Annotated in this window: 20 protein-coding genes; 8 read left to right on the top strand and 12 right to left on the bottom strand. The window is 61.8% G+C overall.

Annotated elements, in window-relative coordinates; genetic code table 11:
• From flgE to flgJ, 6 genes are all read left to right on the top strand, one after another.
• A complete protein-coding gene (gene flgE / locus ACJ8HB_RS07910; RefSeq protein ID WP_033634993.1) occupies window positions 1-1,224 on the top strand; it encodes a flagellar hook protein FlgE in 1,224 nt (407 codons plus the stop codon).
• A 12-nt stretch (window positions 1,225-1,236) separates the two neighbouring features.
• Window positions 1,237-1,992 carry a flagellar basal body rod protein FlgF gene (locus ACJ8HB_RS07915; RefSeq protein WP_033647783.1) on the top strand — a complete coding sequence of 252 codons (756 nt, stop codon included), beginning with the start codon at window positions 1,237-1,239 and terminating at the stop codon, window positions 1,990-1,992.
• Window positions 1,993-2,010: 18 nt separating this feature from the next.
• Window positions 2,011-2,793, top strand: a complete 783-nt coding sequence (gene flgG, locus ACJ8HB_RS07920) for a flagellar basal-body rod protein FlgG (RefSeq protein WP_004934819.1) — start codon at window positions 2,011-2,013, stop codon at window positions 2,791-2,793.
• Window positions 2,794-2,876: 83 nt separating this feature from the next.
• On the top strand, window positions 2,877-3,578 hold the full coding sequence (gene flgH, locus ACJ8HB_RS07925) for a flagellar basal body L-ring protein FlgH (protein ID WP_004934817.1): 702 nt from the start codon (window positions 2,877-2,879) through the stop codon (window positions 3,576-3,578).
• A 10-nt stretch (window positions 3,579-3,588) separates the two neighbouring features.
• The gene (locus ACJ8HB_RS07930; protein ID WP_004934816.1) at window positions 3,589-4,689 is read left to right on the top strand and encodes a flagellar basal body P-ring protein FlgI; all 1,101 of its coding nucleotides are present in this window, start codon (window positions 3,589-3,591) and stop codon (window positions 4,687-4,689) included.
• Complete coding sequence (gene flgJ, locus ACJ8HB_RS07935) at window positions 4,689-5,633, top strand: flagellar assembly peptidoglycan hydrolase FlgJ (protein ID WP_033653638.1); 945 nt, start codon at window positions 4,689-4,691, stop codon at window positions 5,631-5,633. The genes ACJ8HB_RS07930 and flgJ overlap by 1 nt, the downstream gene beginning before the upstream one ends.
• On the opposite strand, the gene ACJ8HB_RS07940 is transcribed toward flgJ, so the two are convergent.
• Window positions 5,630-5,848, bottom strand: a complete 219-nt coding sequence (locus tag ACJ8HB_RS07940; protein ID WP_033653639.1) for a hypothetical protein — start codon at window positions 5,846-5,848, stop codon at window positions 5,630-5,632. The two genes, flgJ and ACJ8HB_RS07940, sit on opposite strands and share 4 nt — an antisense overlap.
• Here ACJ8HB_RS07940 and flgK point away from each other — a divergent pair.
• Together flgK and flgL are read left to right on the top strand one after the other, a co-directional pair.
• Window positions 5,841-7,490: a flagellar hook-associated protein FlgK gene (gene flgK / locus ACJ8HB_RS07945; RefSeq protein ID WP_033634988.1), complete on the top strand. Its 1,650-nt coding sequence runs from the start codon at window positions 5,841-5,843 to the stop codon at window positions 7,488-7,490. The two genes, ACJ8HB_RS07940 and flgK, sit on opposite strands and share 8 nt — an antisense overlap.
• A gap of 59 nt (window positions 7,491-7,549) precedes the next feature.
• Entirely contained in the window at window positions 7,550-8,509 is a 960-nt protein-coding gene (flgL, locus tag ACJ8HB_RS07950; RefSeq protein ID WP_041035613.1) for a flagellar hook-associated protein FlgL, read from the top strand.
• 326 nt (window positions 8,510-8,835) lie between these two features.
• Here the strand turns inward: flgL and ACJ8HB_RS07955 are convergent, their stop codons facing one another.
• The 11 genes from ACJ8HB_RS07955 to fliJ form a co-directional block, all read right to left on the bottom strand.
• Window positions 8,836-9,102 (bottom strand): hypothetical protein, encoded by a 267-nt coding sequence (locus ACJ8HB_RS07955; RefSeq protein WP_041038027.1) that lies wholly within the window; start codon window positions 9,100-9,102, stop codon window positions 8,836-8,838.
• A gap of 358 nt (window positions 9,103-9,460) precedes the next feature.
• The gene (sra, locus tag ACJ8HB_RS07960) at window positions 9,461-9,595 is read right to left on the bottom strand and encodes a stationary-phase-induced ribosome-associated protein (RefSeq protein WP_086556932.1); all 135 of its coding nucleotides are present in this window, start codon (window positions 9,593-9,595) and stop codon (window positions 9,461-9,463) included.
• Between the two features lie 365 nt (window positions 9,596-9,960).
• Window positions 9,961-10,743: a flagellar biosynthetic protein FliR gene (fliR, locus tag ACJ8HB_RS07965; RefSeq protein WP_094859942.1), complete on the bottom strand. Its 783-nt coding sequence runs from the start codon at window positions 10,741-10,743 to the stop codon at window positions 9,961-9,963.
• Between the two features lie 2 nt (window positions 10,744-10,745).
• The gene (gene fliQ / locus ACJ8HB_RS07970) at window positions 10,746-11,015 is read right to left on the bottom strand and encodes a flagellar biosynthesis protein FliQ (RefSeq protein ID WP_004934803.1); all 270 of its coding nucleotides are present in this window, start codon (window positions 11,013-11,015) and stop codon (window positions 10,746-10,748) included.
• A gap of 21 nt (window positions 11,016-11,036) precedes the next feature.
• Window positions 11,037-11,798 carry a flagellar type III secretion system pore protein FliP gene (fliP, locus tag ACJ8HB_RS07975; protein WP_025303257.1) on the bottom strand — a complete coding sequence of 254 codons (762 nt, stop codon included), beginning with the start codon at window positions 11,796-11,798 and terminating at the stop codon, window positions 11,037-11,039.
• Complete coding sequence (gene fliO / locus ACJ8HB_RS07980) at window positions 11,795-12,199, bottom strand: flagellar biosynthetic protein FliO (RefSeq protein ID WP_033647771.1); 405 nt, start codon at window positions 12,197-12,199, stop codon at window positions 11,795-11,797. Before fliO ends, fliP begins: the two co-directional genes overlap by 4 nt.
• A complete protein-coding gene (gene fliN / locus ACJ8HB_RS07985) occupies window positions 12,199-12,615 on the bottom strand; it encodes a flagellar motor switch protein FliN (protein WP_004934799.1) in 417 nt (138 codons plus the stop codon). Before fliN ends, fliO begins: the two co-directional genes overlap by 1 nt.
• Window positions 12,608-13,612: a flagellar motor switch protein FliM gene (fliM, locus tag ACJ8HB_RS07990; protein ID WP_033634981.1), complete on the bottom strand. Its 1,005-nt coding sequence runs from the start codon at window positions 13,610-13,612 to the stop codon at window positions 12,608-12,610. The genes fliN and fliM overlap by 8 nt, the downstream gene beginning before the upstream one ends.
• A gap of 5 nt (window positions 13,613-13,617) precedes the next feature.
• Entirely contained in the window at window positions 13,618-14,103 is a 486-nt protein-coding gene (gene fliL / locus ACJ8HB_RS07995; RefSeq protein WP_033634980.1) for a flagellar basal body-associated protein FliL, read from the bottom strand.
• Window positions 14,104-14,268: 165 nt separating this feature from the next.
• Window positions 14,269-15,513, bottom strand: a complete 1,245-nt coding sequence (locus tag ACJ8HB_RS08000) for a flagellar hook-length control protein FliK (protein WP_047571549.1) — start codon at window positions 15,511-15,513, stop codon at window positions 14,269-14,271.
• Complete coding sequence (fliJ, locus tag ACJ8HB_RS08005; protein WP_047571550.1) at window positions 15,510-15,956, bottom strand: flagellar export protein FliJ; 447 nt, start codon at window positions 15,954-15,956, stop codon at window positions 15,510-15,512. Before fliJ ends, ACJ8HB_RS08000 begins: the two co-directional genes overlap by 4 nt.
• Window positions 15,957-15,962 lie beyond the last annotated feature (6 nt).

The raw sequence follows: 15,962 nt of genomic DNA on the forward strand, positions 1-15,962 counted from the left end.
ATGGCCTTTTCTCAGGCAGTCAGCGGCTTGAACGCGGCAGCAACCAATCTGGACGTGATCGGTAACAACATCGCCAACTCCGCGACCGCGGGCTTCAAATCCGGCAGCGTCTCCTTCGCCGACATGTTCGCCGGTTCGCAGGTTGGGCTGGGCGTCAAGGTGTCCGGCATCACCCAGAACTTCAAGGGCGGCACCACCACCGGCACCAGCCGTGCGCTGGATATCGCCATCAACGGCAACGGCTTCTTCCGCATGCAGGATAAAGACGGCGGCATCTTCTATACCCGCAACGGCCAGTTCAAGCTGGACGAGAACCGTAACCTGACCAACATGCAGGGCCTGCAGCTGACCGGTTATCCGGCGGCCGGTTCCCCGCCGACCATCCAGCAGGGCGCAAACCCGGTGCCGCTGAGCATTCCTGAAGGCATGATGAACGCCAAGGCGTCCACTTCCGGCGAGATGGTGACCAACCTGAAGTCCACTCATAAGGTGCCGGAGAACAAGACCTTCGATCCGACCAAGCAGGACAGCTACAACTACGTCAACACCATCACCGCTTACGACTCGCTGGGCAACGCGCACAACATCAACGCCTACTTCGTCAAGACCGACGACAACAAGTGGCAGGTCTATACCCAGGACGGCAGCGCCGCGCCAGTGAACGCCGGCACCATGGAGTTCAGCACCAGCGGCAACCTGGTGAAAACCACCAGCACCAACGGCGCGCCGGGCGAGTTCAGCATGGTGATCCCGATGACTGCCAAAGACGGCGCGCCGGCGCAAAACTTCACCCTGAGCTTCGCCGGCAGCATGCAGCAGAACGTGGGCAGCGACTCGGTGAGCAAAGTGGCGCAAGACGGCTATGCCGCCGGTGAATACACCAACTTCCAAATCAACAACGACGGCACCGTCGTGGGCATCTACTCCAACCAGCAGACCCAGGTGCTGGGCCAGATCGTCATGGCCAACTTCTCCAACCCGGAAGGGCTGGCGTCGCAGGGCGATAACGTTTGGCAGGAAACCGGCGCGTCCGGTCAGCCGCGCGTCGGTCTGTCGGGCGGTGGCGGCTTCGGTAAGCTGACCAGCGGCGCGCTGGAATCTTCCAACGTCGATCTGAGCCAGGAACTGGTGAACATGATCGTCGCGCAGCGTAACTACCAGTCCAACGCCCAGACCATCAAGACGCAGGACTCCATCCTGCAGACGCTGGTTAGCCTGCGCTAATAGGGCCGAGTTATGGATCACGCGATTTATACCGCGATGGGCGCGGCGCGCCAAACGCTGGAGCAGCAGTCCATCACCGCCAACAACCTGGCCAACGCGTCGACGCCGGGCTTTCGCGCCCAGCTCGCCGCATTGCGCGCGGTGCCGGTCGACGGGCCAAGCCTGGCCACGCGCACCTTGGTGACCGCGTCGACGCCGGGCGCCGACATGAGCCAGGGGGCGCTGAACTACACCGCGCGTCCGCTGGACGTGGCGCTGCAGCAGGACGGTTTCCTGGCGGTGAGCCTGCCGGGCGGCGGTGAGGCCTATACCCGCAACGGCAACATTCAGATCTCCTCCACCGGGCAGTTGACGGTGCAGGGGCTGCCGGTGATGGGTGACGGCGGCCCGATCGAGGTGCCGCCGTCGGCGGAGATCACCATCGCGGCCGACGGCACCATTTCGGCGCTGAACGCCGGCGATCCGCCGAATACCATCGCGCAGATCGGCCGCCTGAAGCTGGTGAAGGCCGATGCGCGCGAAGTGATGCGCGGTGACGACGGGCTGTTCCGCCTGACGCCGGAAACCCAACAGCAGCGCGGCAATCAGTTGCAAAACGATCCGCAGGTGCGGGTGATGCCGGGCGTGCTGGAGGGCAGCAATGTCAAGCCGATGGAGACCATGGTCGACATGATCGCCAACGCCCGCCGTTTTGAAATGCAAATGAAGGTCATCCACAGCGTGGATGAAAACGAACAGCGTGCCAACTCACTGCTCTCATTGAGTTAAGCAGCAAGGAAATAACCGATGATTCCATCCTTATGGATTGCCAAAACCGGTCTGGACGCGCAGCAGACCAACATGGACGTGATCGCCAACAACCTGGCGAACGTCAGCACCAACGGCTTCAAACGCCAGCGTGCGGTATTTGAAGATCTGCTGTACCAGACCATGCGTCAGCCGGGGGCGCAGTCCTCCGAGCAGACCACGCTGCCTTCCGGCCTGCAGATCGGCACCGGCGTCCGTCCGGTGGCGACCGAGCGTTTGCACAGCCAGGGCAACCTGTCGCAGACCAACAACAGTAAAGACGTCGCCATTAAGGGGCAGGGTTTCTTCCAGGTGATGCTGCCGGACGGCACCCAGGCCTATACCCGCGACGGGTCGTTCCAGATCGATCAGAACGGCCAACTGGTGACCTCCAGCGGTTTCCAGGTGCAGCCGGCGATCACCATTCCGGCTAACGCGCTGTCCATCACCGTCGGCCGCGACGGCATCGTCAGCGTCACCCAGCAGGGGCAAACCGCCGCCCAGCAGGTGGGCCAACTGACGCTGACCACGTTCGTCAACGACAGTGGTCTGGAGAGCGTGGGCGAGAACCTGTACCAGGAAACCGAAAGCTCGGGTGCGCCGAACGAGAGCACCCCGGGGCTGAACGGCGCCGGTTTGCTGTATCAGGGTTACGTGGAAACCTCCAACGTCAACGTGGCGGAAGAGCTGGTCAACATGATCCAGACTCAGCGCGCTTACGAGATCAACAGCAAAGCGGTATCGACCTCCGATCAGATGCTGCAAAAGCTGACGCAACTGTAATCTGTCATTGACGGGCCCGGCTTGCCGCGCCCGTCATTCTCTTTCGTGAAACAAAGGCGATACCCGTGGTAACCACATATTCGATGGCAATCCTGCCGCGGCAGGGACAACGCTGGCTGGCGGGCATGGTGATGCTGACGCTGAGCGGCTGCGCCTATATCCCGCACAAACCGCTGGTGGACGGCGCGACCACGGCGCAACCGGCGCCGGCCAGCGCGCCGATGCCGAACGGCTCGATCTTCCAGACGGTGCAGCCGATGAACTACGGCTACCAGCCGCTGTTCGAAGACCGCCGTCCGCGCAACGTCGGCGACACCCTGACCATCGTGCTGCAGGAAAACGTCAGCGCCAGCAAAAGCTCCTCCGCCAACGCCAGCCGCAACGGCGCCAGCAAGTTCGGCGTCGCCACCTCGCCGCGTTACCTCGACGGCCTGTTGGGCAATGCGCGCGCCGATATGGACATTTCCGGCGACAGCACCTTCGGCGGCAAGGGCGGCGCCAACGCCAACAACACCTTCAACGGCACCATTACGGTGACGGTCAACCAGGTGCTGGCCAACGGCAACCTGCACGTGGTGGGGGAAAAGCAGATCGCCATCAACCAGGGCACCGAATTCATCCGCTTCTCCGGCGTCGTCAATCCGCGCACCATCAGCGGCAACAACTCGGTGACCTCGACGCAGGTGGCGGACGCGCGTATCGAATACGTCGGCAATGGCTATATCAACGAAGCGCAGACCATGGGCTGGCTGCAGCGCTTCTTCTTAAATGTTTCACCGTTCTAAGGATTGACTGATGCTGAAAAAATGGTTTATCGCGCTGTGCGTCGGGCTGGTGTGCTTGCCGGCGGCGGCGGAGCGCATCCGCGATCTGGTGACGGTGCAGGGCGTGCGAGACAACGCCCTGATCGGCTACGGCCTGGTGGTGGGGCTGGACGGCTCCGGCGACCAAACCATGCAGACGCCGTTCACCACCCAAAGCCTGAGCAACATGCTGTCGCAGCTGGGCATCACCGTGCCGCCGGGCACCAACATGCAGCTGAAAAACGTGGCGGCGGTGATGGTGACCGCCAAACTGCCGCCGTTCTCGCGCGCCGGGCAGAACATCGACGTGGTGGTTTCTTCGATGGGCAACGCCAAGAGCCTGCGTGGCGGCACCCTGCTGATGACGCCGCTCAAAGGCGTGGATAACCAGGTTTATGCGCTGGCGCAGGGCAACGTGCTGGTCGGTGGCGCGGGCGCGGCGGCCGGCGGCAGCAGCGTGCAGGTCAACCAGCTGGCGGGCGGGCGCATCAGCAACGGCGCCACCATCGAGCGTGAGCTGCCGACCACCTTCGGCAGCGGCGGCGTTCTCAACCTGCAGCTGAACGACGAAGATTTCACGCTGGCGCAGCAGATCAGCGACGCCATCAACCGCCAACGCGGCGGCGGCACCGCGACGCCGCTCGACGCCCGCACGATCCAGGTGCTGGTGCCGCAGGGCAACAGCTCTCAGGTGCGCTTCCTGGCGGAGATTCAAAACATTACCGTCAACGTCGGCGCGATGGACGCCAAAGTGATCATCAACTCGCGCACCGGTTCGGTGGTGATGAACCGCGATGTGATCCTCGACTCTTGCGCCGTCGCCCAGGGCAACCTGTCGGTGGTGGTCGATCGGCAGAACACCGTCAGCCAACCGACGACGCCGTTCGGCGGCGGCCAGACGGTGGTGACGCCAAACACCCAGATCTCGGTGCAACAACAGGGTGGATCGCTGCAGAAGGTGAACGCCAGCGCCAACCTGAACAACGTGATCCGCGCGCTGAACGCGCTGGGTGCCACGCCGATCGACCTGATGTCGATCCTGCAGGCGATGCAGAGCGCCGGCTGCCTGCGCGCCAAGCTGGAAATCATCTGATGGCCGGCGATCTGATGGCGATGTCGGGCGCGGCCTATGACGCCCAGGCGCTGAACGGCCTCAAGCGTGATGCGGCGGCCGACCCGCAGGGCAACCTCAAGCAGGTGGCCCAGCAGGTGGAAGGCATGTTCGTGCAGATGATGCTGAAAAGCATGCGTTCCGCCTTGCCGCAGGACGGGGTATTGAGCAGCGATCAAACGCGGCTCTATACCTCGATGTACGACCAGCAAATCGCCCAGCAGATGTCGCAAAAAGGGCTGGGGCTGGCGGACATGATGGTCAAGCAGATGAGCAACGCCAACACGGTGCCGAGCGAAACGGCGGGCCTGTCGCCGATGGCGCTGGACAACGAGGTGCTGCAAACGCTGCCGAACCAGGCGCTGGAGCAGATGGTGCGCCGCGCGATGCCGAAAGCCCCGCCGGCCGCCGCGCCGCTGTCGCTCAACAACGGCAACTTCGTCGCTCGCCTGTCGATACCGGCGAAGGTCGCCAGCCAGCAGAGCGGCATTCCGCATCAGCTGATCGTCGCGCAGGCGGCGCTGGAGTCCGGCTGGGGGCAGCGCGAGATCCCGACCTCAGACGGCACGCCGAGCTACAACCTGTTCGGCATCAAGGCCGGCGGCAGCTGGAACGGGCCGGTGACGGAGATCACCACCACCGAGTTCGAACAGGGCGCGGCGAAGAAGGTGAAGGCGAAGTTCCGCGTTTACGGTTCGTATGTCGAAGCGATCGCTGATTACGTCAAACTGCTGACCAACAACCCGCGCTACGCCGACGTGGCCGCCGCGCGCAGCCCGGAGCAGGCGGCGCATGCGTTGCAGCGCGCCGGATACGCCACCGACCCGCAGTACGCCAGCAAACTGGTCAGCGTGATCCAGCAGATGAAGAGCGCGGGGGAACAGGCGATCAAAGCCTATACCCACGATCTGAACGAGTTGTTCTAAATCCCCGTCATGCTTGTCGCCTTGCTGCGCCGCCAATTATTGAGGGGATAGGCGGTAATGAAGGCTGGCCGGAGGCTGACCGCATTGCCGCTTTTTTTCCTCAAGTTCTTCTCATTTTTGCCGATAACCGAGACAGGCTGAGCGAACAGGCTCAGCAGCTCAATTTGAACCCTGTGGGCCACCGGCGCCGCAGCATAAGGAATTCCGATGTCCAATAGCTTAATCAATACCGCGATGAGCGGGCTGAATGCGGCTCAGGTGGCGCTCAGTACCGTCAGCAACAACATCTCCAACTACAACGTGGCGGGCTACAACCGCCAGACCGCGATCCTGGCGCAGAACGGCGGCATGGCCACCATGAGCGGCTTTATCGGCAACGGCGTCACCGTCACCAGCGTCAACCGCGAGTACAACCAGTTCATCACCAACCAGCTGCGCGGCGCACAGAGTTCGTTCGGGGCGCAAAACGCCTATTACGAGAAGATTTCGCAGATCGACAACCTGTTGGCGAGCAAAACCAACCCGCTGTCGACCAACATGCAGGATTTCTTCACCAATCTGCAGAACCTGGTGAGCAACGCCGGTGACGACGCCGCGCGCCAGACGGTGCTGGGCAAGGCCAACGGCCTGGTGAACCAGTTCAACAACACCGACAAATTCCTGCGCGACATGGACAGCGGCGTCAATCAGCAGATCAGCGATACGGCGCAGCAGATCAACAGCTACAGCCAACAGATCGCCAAGCTGAACGACGAGATCACCCGTTTGCGCGGCAGCGCCGGCGGCGAGCCGAATGCGTTGCTGGATCAGCGCGATCAGCTGGTTACCGAGTTGAACCAACTGGTGGGCGTACAGGTCACGCAGCAGGACGGCGACGCCTATACCGTCTCCTTCGCCAACGGTTTGACCCTGGTGCAGGGCAGCAACACCTATCAGGTGGAAGCCGTGCCTTCCAGCAGCGATCCTTCCCGTCTGACCATCGGCTATAACCGCGGCAACGGCGCCAGCGAAGTGCCGGAAGGCCAGATCACCAGCGGCACGCTGAGCGGCGTGCTGAAATTCCGCAGCGAGACGCTGGACGGCGTGCGCAATCAGCTGGGCCAGTTGGCGTTGGCGATGGCGGACAGCTTCAACCAGCAGCATCGCGCCGGTTTCGACCTGAACGGCGACGCGGGCGGCGACTTCTTCAGCTTCAGCGGCGGCCGGGTGGTGGATAACACCCGCAACACCGGCGATGCGTCGCTGTCGGTCGCTTACACCGACACCGGCAAGGTGAAGGCCAACGATTATCGCGTCGAGTTCGACGGCAGCAACTGGCAGGTCAGCCGCCTGCCGGACAACGTGAAAGTCAACGCCACGCCGGGCACCAGCGCCGACGGCAAACCGACGCTGAACTTCGACGGGCTGGAAGTGAGCATCGACGGCAATGCGCAGGCCAAAGACAGCTTCACCGTGAAGCCGGTCAGCGACGTGGCGGGCAATCTGAAAGTGGCCATCACCGATTCATCCAAGATCGCCGCCGCCGGTAAAGACGACAGCGGCCGCGGCGATAACGAAAACGCCAAGAAGCTGCTGGATCTGCAGACCAAAAACCTGGTGGACGGCAAGGCGACCCTGAGCGGCGCTTACGCCGGCATCGTCAGCGGCGTCGGCAACCAGACCGCTGCCGCCAAGGCCATCGCCACGTCGCAGGCCAAGATCGTGACGCAGCTGGGCGCGCAACAGCAGTCGATGTCCGGCGTCAACCTCGACGAAGAGTACGGTGAGCTGCTGCGTTTCCAGCAGTACTACATGGCCAACGCGCAGGTGATCCAGACCGCCAGCTCGCTGTTCGACGCGCTGCTGAATATTCGTTGATTTTATTGTTAACCGGCGCCGATAACGGCGCCGGCCGCTCAGAGTAAGGAACCCACAGCATGCGCATGAGCACCAGCATGATGTACCAACAGAACATGAACGGCATCACGGGCAACCAGTCGCTGTTCATGAAGGCCGCCGAGCAGCTTTCCTCGGGCAAGCGGGTGATCAACCCGTCCGACGATCCGCTGGCGGCGTCGCGCGCGGTGATGTTGTCGCAGTCGCAGGCGGAAAACAGCCAATACACGCTGGCGCGCACTTTCGCTCGCCAAAGCGTGTCGATGGAAGAAACGGTCTTGGCCGGCGCAACGTCCACCATCGCGGACATGAAGGCGCTGATCGTCAGCGCCGGCGGCACCGAAAGCGATAACGACCGTCAGTCGCTGGCCACCCAGCTGCAGGGGCTGAAAGATCAGCTGCTGAACCAGGCCAATAGCACCGACGGCAACGGCCGCTATATGTTCGGCGGATACGTGAACGACAAGGCGCCGTTCGTCGACAACGGCGGCACCGTCAGCTATCAGGGCGGCGACAAGACGGTTCAGCAGAAAGTGGACGCCAACCGCACCATGACCATCGGCCATACCGGCAACGCGGTGTTCATGTCGTTGACCAGCAATCCCAAGCCCGAGCCTGACGGCAGCGCGCCGGTCAGCAATGTGTTCGAGAGTATCGATATCGCGCTGAACGCGCTGAAAACCCCGCTGCAGGGCGCCGATGAGGCCACCAGGCAGCAGGTGAACGATGCGCTGGCGAAAGCCAACCGCGGCCTGGACAACTCTTACAACAACGTGCTGAGCGTGCGCGCCGAGCTGGGCAGCCAGCTGCAGGAAATGGATCAGCTGGACAGCATCGGCAAAGAGCGCGATATGACCAACCAGGTCCAGATGAGCGCGTTGACGGATGCCGATCTGGCCGAGTCTATTTCGTCTTACTTTATGCAGCAGGCGGCGCTGCAGGCGTCGTATAAAACCTTCAGCGATATGCAGGGCATGTCGCTGTTCCAGATGAATCGTTAAGAGCAATACCCCGTTGCCTGACCGCGACGGGTTTCCCTTTAGTGCGCTTAGAAAATACCCTCTCCGCCCCGCGGGGAGGGAGGCTTCTTGAAACCGGGCGCACTCGTTTGGCGCGTCGCTTGTTCTCCCACTACTGACTGAGCGACGCGCCTTTTTTTGTCTGCGTGTTCCCATTCACCTTAAGCGTCAGCGGAAAGGCACGCCGCGATCGTTGCCGGACCCTTTAGTGCATTGACTGCCTATGTTGACAAAGGCTGAGGCCGCCGCCGTGCCAATCGCCCTGCCGTTACGGCTGGTCAGTTCTCTCAACATAGGTCGATCTCCTGTTAACGCGACTTCGCGTTATTTTTAGGGGTGTTGTTTTTGATTTGAGGCTTGCGGCTTGCATTGAGCAGCCACCGTATGGGTTTGCAGATATACTCGGCCAGTTTTAATGACCCGAACAAAGTAAACAGGATGATGACAAACCTATCGACGCCAGGCGGCAGAACAAACAAACCCCATGAAAAGCCCAACGTGTTTAAAATGGTGCTCATGATCAAGAGGGCAATGCCGGAGATAAATAAATCACTCAGCTGAAATTTTATCTTCATATTTACACCGATTATATTTTGGTGAGGTTTGCAGCGTGCTGTCTGCAAGGTCGTTCTCAATATAACGCTGGGGGAATAAGGGGCAAAATCGATTTTTCTTGTCAGCGGATAAATAAGAGGTGTGAGTAAATCAAATTATTAATGCATTATCTCTAAATTTAGCGTGGCAGCGAAGGCGACGTGCTGCATTATTTCATTCCTGACAATGAAATGCACAGGATGTCGACATGGCTTGCCGACGGGTGATCAATGCCGGTTACGGCAGGAGCCGGGTTGCCGTCCCGGTGCAGCGTCGAATGGCGCAGCAGAGGCCGGATACGGGCGCAACCCGGAGTGTTTTGCTAAAAACCGTACGGTATTATTTCTTTTTCTTCACCACTTTCCATTTCCCGCCGTCGGCCGTCTCGGTAAAAGAAACTCTAAATTTGTTGCTTTTCCAGTGGGTCAAACCGAATAACCGGCGTGCCTTGCGGTTGCTTTTCGCTTTAATCATGATCTCGCTCCTGTGGTTAGCAAAGGTCGATGCTGCGCCCTGCAGCCGGCAGGCGCCGGACGCATTTATTCAGGGGGTCAGTTATTTGCCGCGCATTTAACAATGCGTGACGGGGTTGTTTTTATTTTTTTTCACTCGAGATAAACGTATTTTATCGCCGCGGAAAATCAAGGTGATGCAAGGCGATATTTTTTTTGTTACCGGGTCTATTCTAGGTCGGGGTTTTATTTATTCAAGCCGCCGGAGACATTTGAACCTTAATCCGGATAAAAGACGTTTCTCAGGCTTTTGTTCCAGGAAAGCGTTTTTATTGCCATTTTGTCTCAGAGGGAAGCGGGAGGGGAAAGAAGGGGCGGAGCAGGGATTCAGAAGGTCATGCCGCCGATCACCGCCGCCAGCCGATCGAAGATTTCACCGAACAGATGTTCGCAGAACGGCGCCAGCATCGGCATCATCATGCCCAGCGTCATGATGCCGAAGGTCATGGTGACCGGGAAACCGATCACGAAGACCGACAGCTGCGGCGTCATGCGGTTGAGCAAGCCGAGCGCCATGTTCAGCGTCAACAGCAGGCAGATCAGCGGCAGCGCCAGCATCATGCCGTTGATGAAGATCAGCGAGCCGACCTGGGTCAGCACCAGGAAGCCGTTGCCGTTCAGCGGCTGCGTTTGGACAGGCAGGGTGTGGAAGCTGTCCGCCAGCAGCGAAATCAGCCACAGATGGCCGTCGAAGCTGAGGAACAGCAGCATCGCCAGCAGGTTGAGCAGGCGCGCCAGCACCGGCATGTTCGGGCCGCCGCTGGGATCGAAGAAGGTGGCGAACGACAGGCCCATCTGCATGCCGATCACTTCGCCCGCCAGGCGCACCGCCGCGAAGGCGAACTGCATGGTCAATCCCAGCGCCACGCCGATCAGAATCTGTTGAATCGCCAGCCACAGGCCGGCGGCGGAGAAGATCGGGATATTGCTGGCGGGCAGCGTCGGCGCGATCAGGATGACGATCAGCCCGCCAAGGCCGATTTTGACCTTTTTGCTGATTTGCTTTTCGCTGAATACCGGCGCGGTGCTGATCAGCGCCAGAATGCGCAGCAGCGGCCAAAAATAGTGGCTGAGCCAGACGGTGAGCTGGGTGCTGTCGAAGGTGAGCACGGTTAGCCGATCAGGGTGGGCAGGTTGCTGAACAGGGTGCGCATGTAGTCCAGCAGCAGGTTCAACATCCAGGGGCCGGCGATGATGATGGTGGCCACCACCGCCAGAATTTTGGGGATGAACGACAGCGTCATTTCGTTGATCTGGGTGGCGGCCTGCAGCAGGCTGACCACCAGGCCGCTGATCAGCGCCGCCAGCAGCAGCGGGGCGGCCAGCGCCAGCGCCACTTTCATCGCTTCGGTGCCGAGCGCCATAACCGATTCAGGTGTCATCTCGCGTTCTCCGGTCGGGGGTTACGAATAGAAACTCTGCGCCAGCGAGCCGAGCAGCAGCTGCCAGCCATCGACCAGCACGAACAGCATCAGCTTGAACGGCAGCGAGATGGTGGCCGGCGGCACCATCATCATCCCCAGCGCCATCAGCACGCTGGCGACCACCAGGTCGATAATCAGGAACGGAATGAACACCGTAAAACCGATCTGGAAGGCGGTTTTCAGTTCGCTGGTGACGTAGGCGGGCAGCAGGATGCGCATCGGCACCGCTTCCGGGCCGGCCAGCGGCGGCTGATTGGCCAGCCTGGCGTACAGCGCCAGATCGGTTTCGCGCGTTTGGCGCAGCATGAATTCGCGCAGCGGCTGCGCGCCTTTATCCAGCGCGACCTCCAGCCCGATCTTGTCCTGGCTGAACGGCAGGTAGGCGTCCTGATAGACCTTATCGAACACCGGCGACATGATGAAGAAGGTCAGGAACAGCGCCAGCCCCAGCATCACCTGGTTCGGCGGCGCCGACGGGGTGCCCAGCGCGTTGCGCAGCAGCCCGAGCACGATGATGATGCGGGTGAAACTGGTCATCATCAGCAGCATGGCGGGCAGGAAAGTCAGCGAGGTCAACAGCACCAGCGTCTGCACCGGCAGCGACCAGCTTTGGCCGCCGTTGGCCAGCGGCTGGCTGATCAGCCCCGGCAGTTGCGCCAAAGCCGCCGGGCTGATGAACAGCAGGGCGGCAGGGAGCCAAACCGCCGGACGGCGGACGAGGGTATGAAGAGTCGAGGTCATGCCGATTTTTCCGGGCGTTTCAGAACTTTTTGCATCAGTTGGCGGAAGTCCGCCGGCGTCGCCGCGTCGGCCGCGCCCTCGTCTTTCGGCGGGGCGGGCAGGGTGTGCAGCGGGGTGATCTGCTGGGCGGTGACGCCCAATACCAGCAAGGTATCGTCGACTTCCACCACCACCACGCGCTCGCGCTGCCCGACCTGGCAACTGGCGCGCAGGTTGAGCAGCTTGTTGTTGCGCGCCTGCGGGGCGAAGCCCAGCCGGCGGAACAGCCAACCGGCCAGCAGGATCAGCAGCAGAATGCCGCCGAGCGCGCTGCTGACCTGCATCAACACCGAACCGGCCGGCAAGGCCGGCGCGGCGGGTGGTTGGCTGCTTTGGACGGTAACGGGCGCCGCGACGGTCATCAGCGGCTCAGTCGACGCATGCGTTCGGACGGGGTGATGATGTCGGTGATGCGCACGCCGAACTTGTCGGCCACCACCACCACTTCACCTTGTGCGATCAGGTAACCGTTGATCAGGATGTCCAGCGGCTCGCCGGCCAGGCCGTCCAGCGCTACCACCGAGCCTTGCGACAGGCGCAGCAGCTCTTTGATGGTCATCTTGGTGCGCCCCAGTTCCACGGTCAGCTTGACCGGAATATCCAGGATCAGGTCGATATCCTGCAGGCTGCCGAGCGCATCCTGAGCTTCCAGCGACTTGAACACCCCTTCGGTGCTCGCGCCGGACTTCTCTGAGGACTGCTGCTCGTTAAACGCATCAGCCCACAGATCGTCTACGGATTCCTTTCCTTCGCCAGACGGTTGCTTAGGATCACTCATTGGGCTGTTCCTCACTCAGAGCATTCAAAATAGGGTTAATCAAATGTTCAACACGCAGGGCATATTGCCCGTTCAACGTGCCGTATTGGCTGGTCAGTACCGGCACGCCGTCCACATGGGCAATCAGGCGTTCCGGCTTGTCTATCGGTAATACATCGCCCGGCTGCAGCTTCAGGACTTTCGACAGCCGCATCGGGATATCGACGAAGTTGGCGATAAGCTCCAGTTCGGAGTGTTGCACCTGCTTCACCAGGGTTTCGCGCCAATGGCTGTCTTCCTGCCGCGAGTTTTCCAGCGGCGGGTTGGTCAACAGCTCGCGCAGCGGCTCAATCATGGCGAACGGAATGCAGATGTTGAACTCGCCGGTCAGCGCGCCGATCTCCACCTGGAACGGCGTGGTGACCACGATATCGTTCGGCGAAGTGGTGATGTTGGTGAACTTCACCTGCATTTCGGCGCGCACGTACTCCACGTCGATCTTGTAGATGGCGCTCCAGGCATCGCCGTAGGCGTCCAGCGCCAGGCGCAGCATGCGCTTGATCACCCGCTGTTCGGTCGGGGTGAACTCGCGGCCTTCGACCTTGGTCGGGAAGCGGCCGTCGCCGCCGAACAGGTTATCGACGGCGATGAACACCAGGCTCGGCGCGAACACGAACAGGGCGGTGCCGCGCAGCGGGTTCAGATGCACCAGGTTCAGGTTGGTCGGCACCGGCAGGTTGCGGGCGAACTCGTGATACGGCTGGATTTTGATCGGGCCGACGGTAATGTCCGGGCTGCGGCGCAGCAGGTTGAACAACCCCATGCGGAACTGCCGGGCAAAACGTTCATTGATGATTTCCAGCGCGTGCAGACGCTCGCGCACCACGCGGCGCTGGGTGGTCGGATCGTAAGGCTTGACCTCGCTCTCTTTGCCGACTATCGCTTCGGGTTCATCACCCGCGCTGTCGCCGTTGAGCAAGGCGTCGATCTCTGCCTGTGAAAGAATGCTGTCGCCCATAGTGATTACCGCAGTATGAAGGCGGTGAACAGCACATCGCTGACCACCTGCTTCGGTTGTCCCTTAACCAGCGGCGGGCTGAGCACGTCTTTAATCTGCGCCACCAACCGTTGCTTCCCTTGTTCATTGGCCAGCTGGCTCGCTTCCTGACGGGAGAGCAGCATCAGCAGACGGCTGCGCACTTCCGGCAGAAAATCGTTCAGCTGACGGCGGGTACTTTCGTCCGGCAGACGCAGCGTGAGGCCGATGTACAGCACGCGATCCGGGTTGTTGTCCGGCGTCACCAGGTTGACGGTAAAGGTGTCGAGCGGCATGAACACCGGCGCGGCCGGCGGTTGCTGTTTGGCGGCGGCCGGTTCGGCGCCGTTTTTATGCTGTTGCAGCAGCCACCAGCTGTAACCCGCGGCGCCACAGGCGACGACGCTGATCAACACCAGCAGGATGACCAGAAGGGAGCGTTTCGGTGCTGCGGGAAGGGTGTTCTGAGACATAGCCAAATCTAATTCCTGTTGTTCCACCCGCGGCCGGCGAGGCGGCGGGCATAGCGCGCGGCAAAGCCGCACGCATGACATGTAAAGGTATTATCGCGTCTATTGCGGCGTGCAATAGCCTGAATAGACGCGCAAATGGGTGCCAGCTTGGGCGTTTGCGGCGGCTCAGGCGAAAATATCGACGCCGTTGACCGCATTGGCCATGCGCTGCAGCGCCACCGGTGCGCTGACGCCCTCGGCGGCCGCAGCGTCACCGCCATGATGTTCCGCATAGCTGGCACGCCCCTGGCCGTTGGAAGCCTGCTGCTGCGCCTGCTGCTGCGCCTGTTGCTGCCATTGCGGCGTGGACTCGCCGCCCACGCTGCTTTGCCCCAGGTTGATGCCGCTCTCCGCCAGCGCGTGACGCAGCTGCGGCATCGCCGCTTCCACCGCCGCACGCACCTGGCCGTGAGCGGAGGCGATGTGCAGCTGCGCCTGCTGATCGTCCAGCTTCAGCGTGATCTGCAGGGCGCCCAGTTCCTGCGGGTGCAGGCGCAGCTCGGCGCTCTGCTGGCCGTTGCGGTGGAACATCAGCACCTGTTGGCTCAACGCCTGCTGCCACTCCGGGCTGCCCAGCTGCGCGTTGAGCTGCGGCGCAGGCGGCGCGGTCACCAGTGCGCTGGCCGGGGCGGCGGTTTGCGTCGGGCTGGCGGCGGCCAGGGCGACGGCGTGATTGAGCGGCGGCTGCTGTGGCGTATCGCCCGCCTGTAGCGGTTGTGCGGTGCTTGCGCGTTCGCCGTTGGCTGGTTGCGGGAGCGCCGCCGTGGCATTGTCGCCGTCGGCGGCAGGCGTTTTCGCGCCCGTCGGCGACGGAGCAGGGGATGCCGATGAATGTGTGGCGGTTTTATCACCGGCCGCCGCGATGTTCAGCTGGCCGTTGCCGGGCTGCAGCGCAGTTGCTTCGTCAGCGCTATCCACCGGCAGCGAGCGTTGGCCTTCGGCTGGCTGAGTCTGGGCGATGATCGCGGCCGGCAGCATGGCGTACAGCGCCTGCAGCGTAGCGGCATCCAGCTCTTTGGCGGCGGCGATCGGCGGCTGCGCCGGTTTGTCGCCGGCGGCGGGCGCTTCGCCCTCGGCGCCCTCAGGCGAAAGCGCGTTGGCTACGGTTGTCGGGTTCTGCAGCAGGCCGCCGCGCTCGCCGAAGGTGGCCAGCAGCTGATTGAGCGGGTTGCGGCTCAGGGCCGGGGCGCGTTCATCGTCCGTGCTCAGCGCGACCGGCGGCTGTTTGCCGTCGGCGGCGGGTGCGAAACGGGCGCCGAGCAGCTGGGCGAAAGCGGACGACAGCTGGCTTTCATCCAGCGCCGAGGTCAGTTCGGCCAGGCCGCCGGCGTCGCCGGGTAAGGCCAGGCCGGGCAGGGCGTTCAGATTCATGGGTTGATATTCCTTTGTGCACTGCGTTGAGCGAACTCATCCATCAGTTTTTGATCCCGTTTGTTCTCCTGCTGCTGCTCCGCCGTTATGGCGCGGGTATGCAGGGTCTCGAAAGCGTTCAACCGCTGTTGTTTGTCTTGCCATTGCTTCACCGCATGATCCACTTTCTGCCCCCACTGCAGCAGTTGCTGGCGGTGCTGGTCGATGGCCTGTTCCAGCGTGCCGATAAACTGCTGGTAGTTTTGCCAGCGTGAGCTGTCCATGCCGTCGCAGAGCGTATGATTCAGCTTCTGGCGGTATTCGTCCTGATAGTTGAGCAGCATCGACAGCTGTTGCTCCGCCGCCTGCTGCGCCTGCCGTACCTGGCCCAGCTGTTGCGCGGCCTGTTCCACCGCATCCTGCGCCAGATCGCGCAGGGTAATCAGGGGGGATTGTGATTTCATCGCTGT

Origin of the sequence: Serratia sp. CY27727, assembly GCF_052169275.1 — a bacterium.
In the GTDB taxonomy this organism is placed as follows: domain Bacteria; phylum Pseudomonadota; class Gammaproteobacteria; order Enterobacterales; family Enterobacteriaceae; genus Serratia; species Serratia sarumanii.

Bases quoted from the DNA above. Each gene is read 5' to 3' on its own strand.
- flgE (WP_033634993.1), top strand. From the start codon at position 1: ATGGCCTTTTCTCAGGCAGTCAGCGGCTTGAACGCGGCAGCAACCAAT.
- ACJ8HB_RS07915 (WP_033647783.1), top strand. From the start codon at position 1,237: ATGGATCACGCGATTTATACCGCGATGGGCGCGGCGCGCCAAACGCTG.
- flgG (WP_004934819.1), top strand. From the start codon at position 2,011: ATGATTCCATCCTTATGGATTGCCAAAACCGGTCTGGACGCGCAGCAG.
- flgH (WP_004934817.1), top strand. From the start codon at position 2,877: ATGGCAATCCTGCCGCGGCAGGGACAACGCTGGCTGGCGGGCATGGTG.
- ACJ8HB_RS07930 (WP_004934816.1), top strand. From the start codon at position 3,589: ATGCTGAAAAAATGGTTTATCGCGCTGTGCGTCGGGCTGGTGTGCTTG.
- flgJ (WP_033653638.1), top strand. From the start codon at position 4,689: ATGGCCGGCGATCTGATGGCGATGTCGGGCGCGGCCTATGACGCCCAG.
- flgK (WP_033634988.1), top strand. From the start codon at position 5,841: ATGTCCAATAGCTTAATCAATACCGCGATGAGCGGGCTGAATGCGGCT.
- flgL (WP_041035613.1), top strand. From the start codon at position 7,550: ATGCGCATGAGCACCAGCATGATGTACCAACAGAACATGAACGGCATC.
- ACJ8HB_RS07955 (WP_041038027.1), bottom strand. From the start codon at position 9,102: ATGAAGATAAAATTTCAGCTGAGTGATTTATTTATCTCCGGCATTGCC.
- sra (WP_086556932.1), bottom strand. From the start codon at position 9,595: ATGATTAAAGCGAAAAGCAACCGCAAGGCACGCCGGTTATTCGGTTTG.
- fliQ (WP_004934803.1), bottom strand. From the start codon at position 11,015: ATGACACCTGAATCGGTTATGGCGCTCGGCACCGAAGCGATGAAAGTG.
- fliP (WP_025303257.1), bottom strand. From the start codon at position 11,798: ATGACCTCGACTCTTCATACCCTCGTCCGCCGTCCGGCGGTTTGGCTC.
- fliO (WP_033647771.1), bottom strand. From the start codon at position 12,199: ATGACCGTCGCGGCGCCCGTTACCGTCCAAAGCAGCCAACCACCCGCC.
- fliN (WP_004934799.1), bottom strand. From the start codon at position 12,615: ATGAGTGATCCTAAGCAACCGTCTGGCGAAGGAAAGGAATCCGTAGAC.
- fliM (WP_033634981.1), bottom strand. From the start codon at position 13,612: ATGGGCGACAGCATTCTTTCACAGGCAGAGATCGACGCCTTGCTCAAC.
- fliL (WP_033634980.1), bottom strand. From the start codon at position 14,103: ATGTCTCAGAACACCCTTCCCGCAGCACCGAAACGCTCCCTTCTGGTC.
- ACJ8HB_RS08000 (WP_047571549.1), bottom strand. From the start codon at position 15,513: ATGAATCTGAACGCCCTGCCCGGCCTGGCCTTACCCGGCGACGCCGGC.
- fliJ (WP_047571550.1), bottom strand. From the start codon at position 15,956: ATGAAATCACAATCCCCCCTGATTACCCTGCGCGATCTGGCGCAGGAT.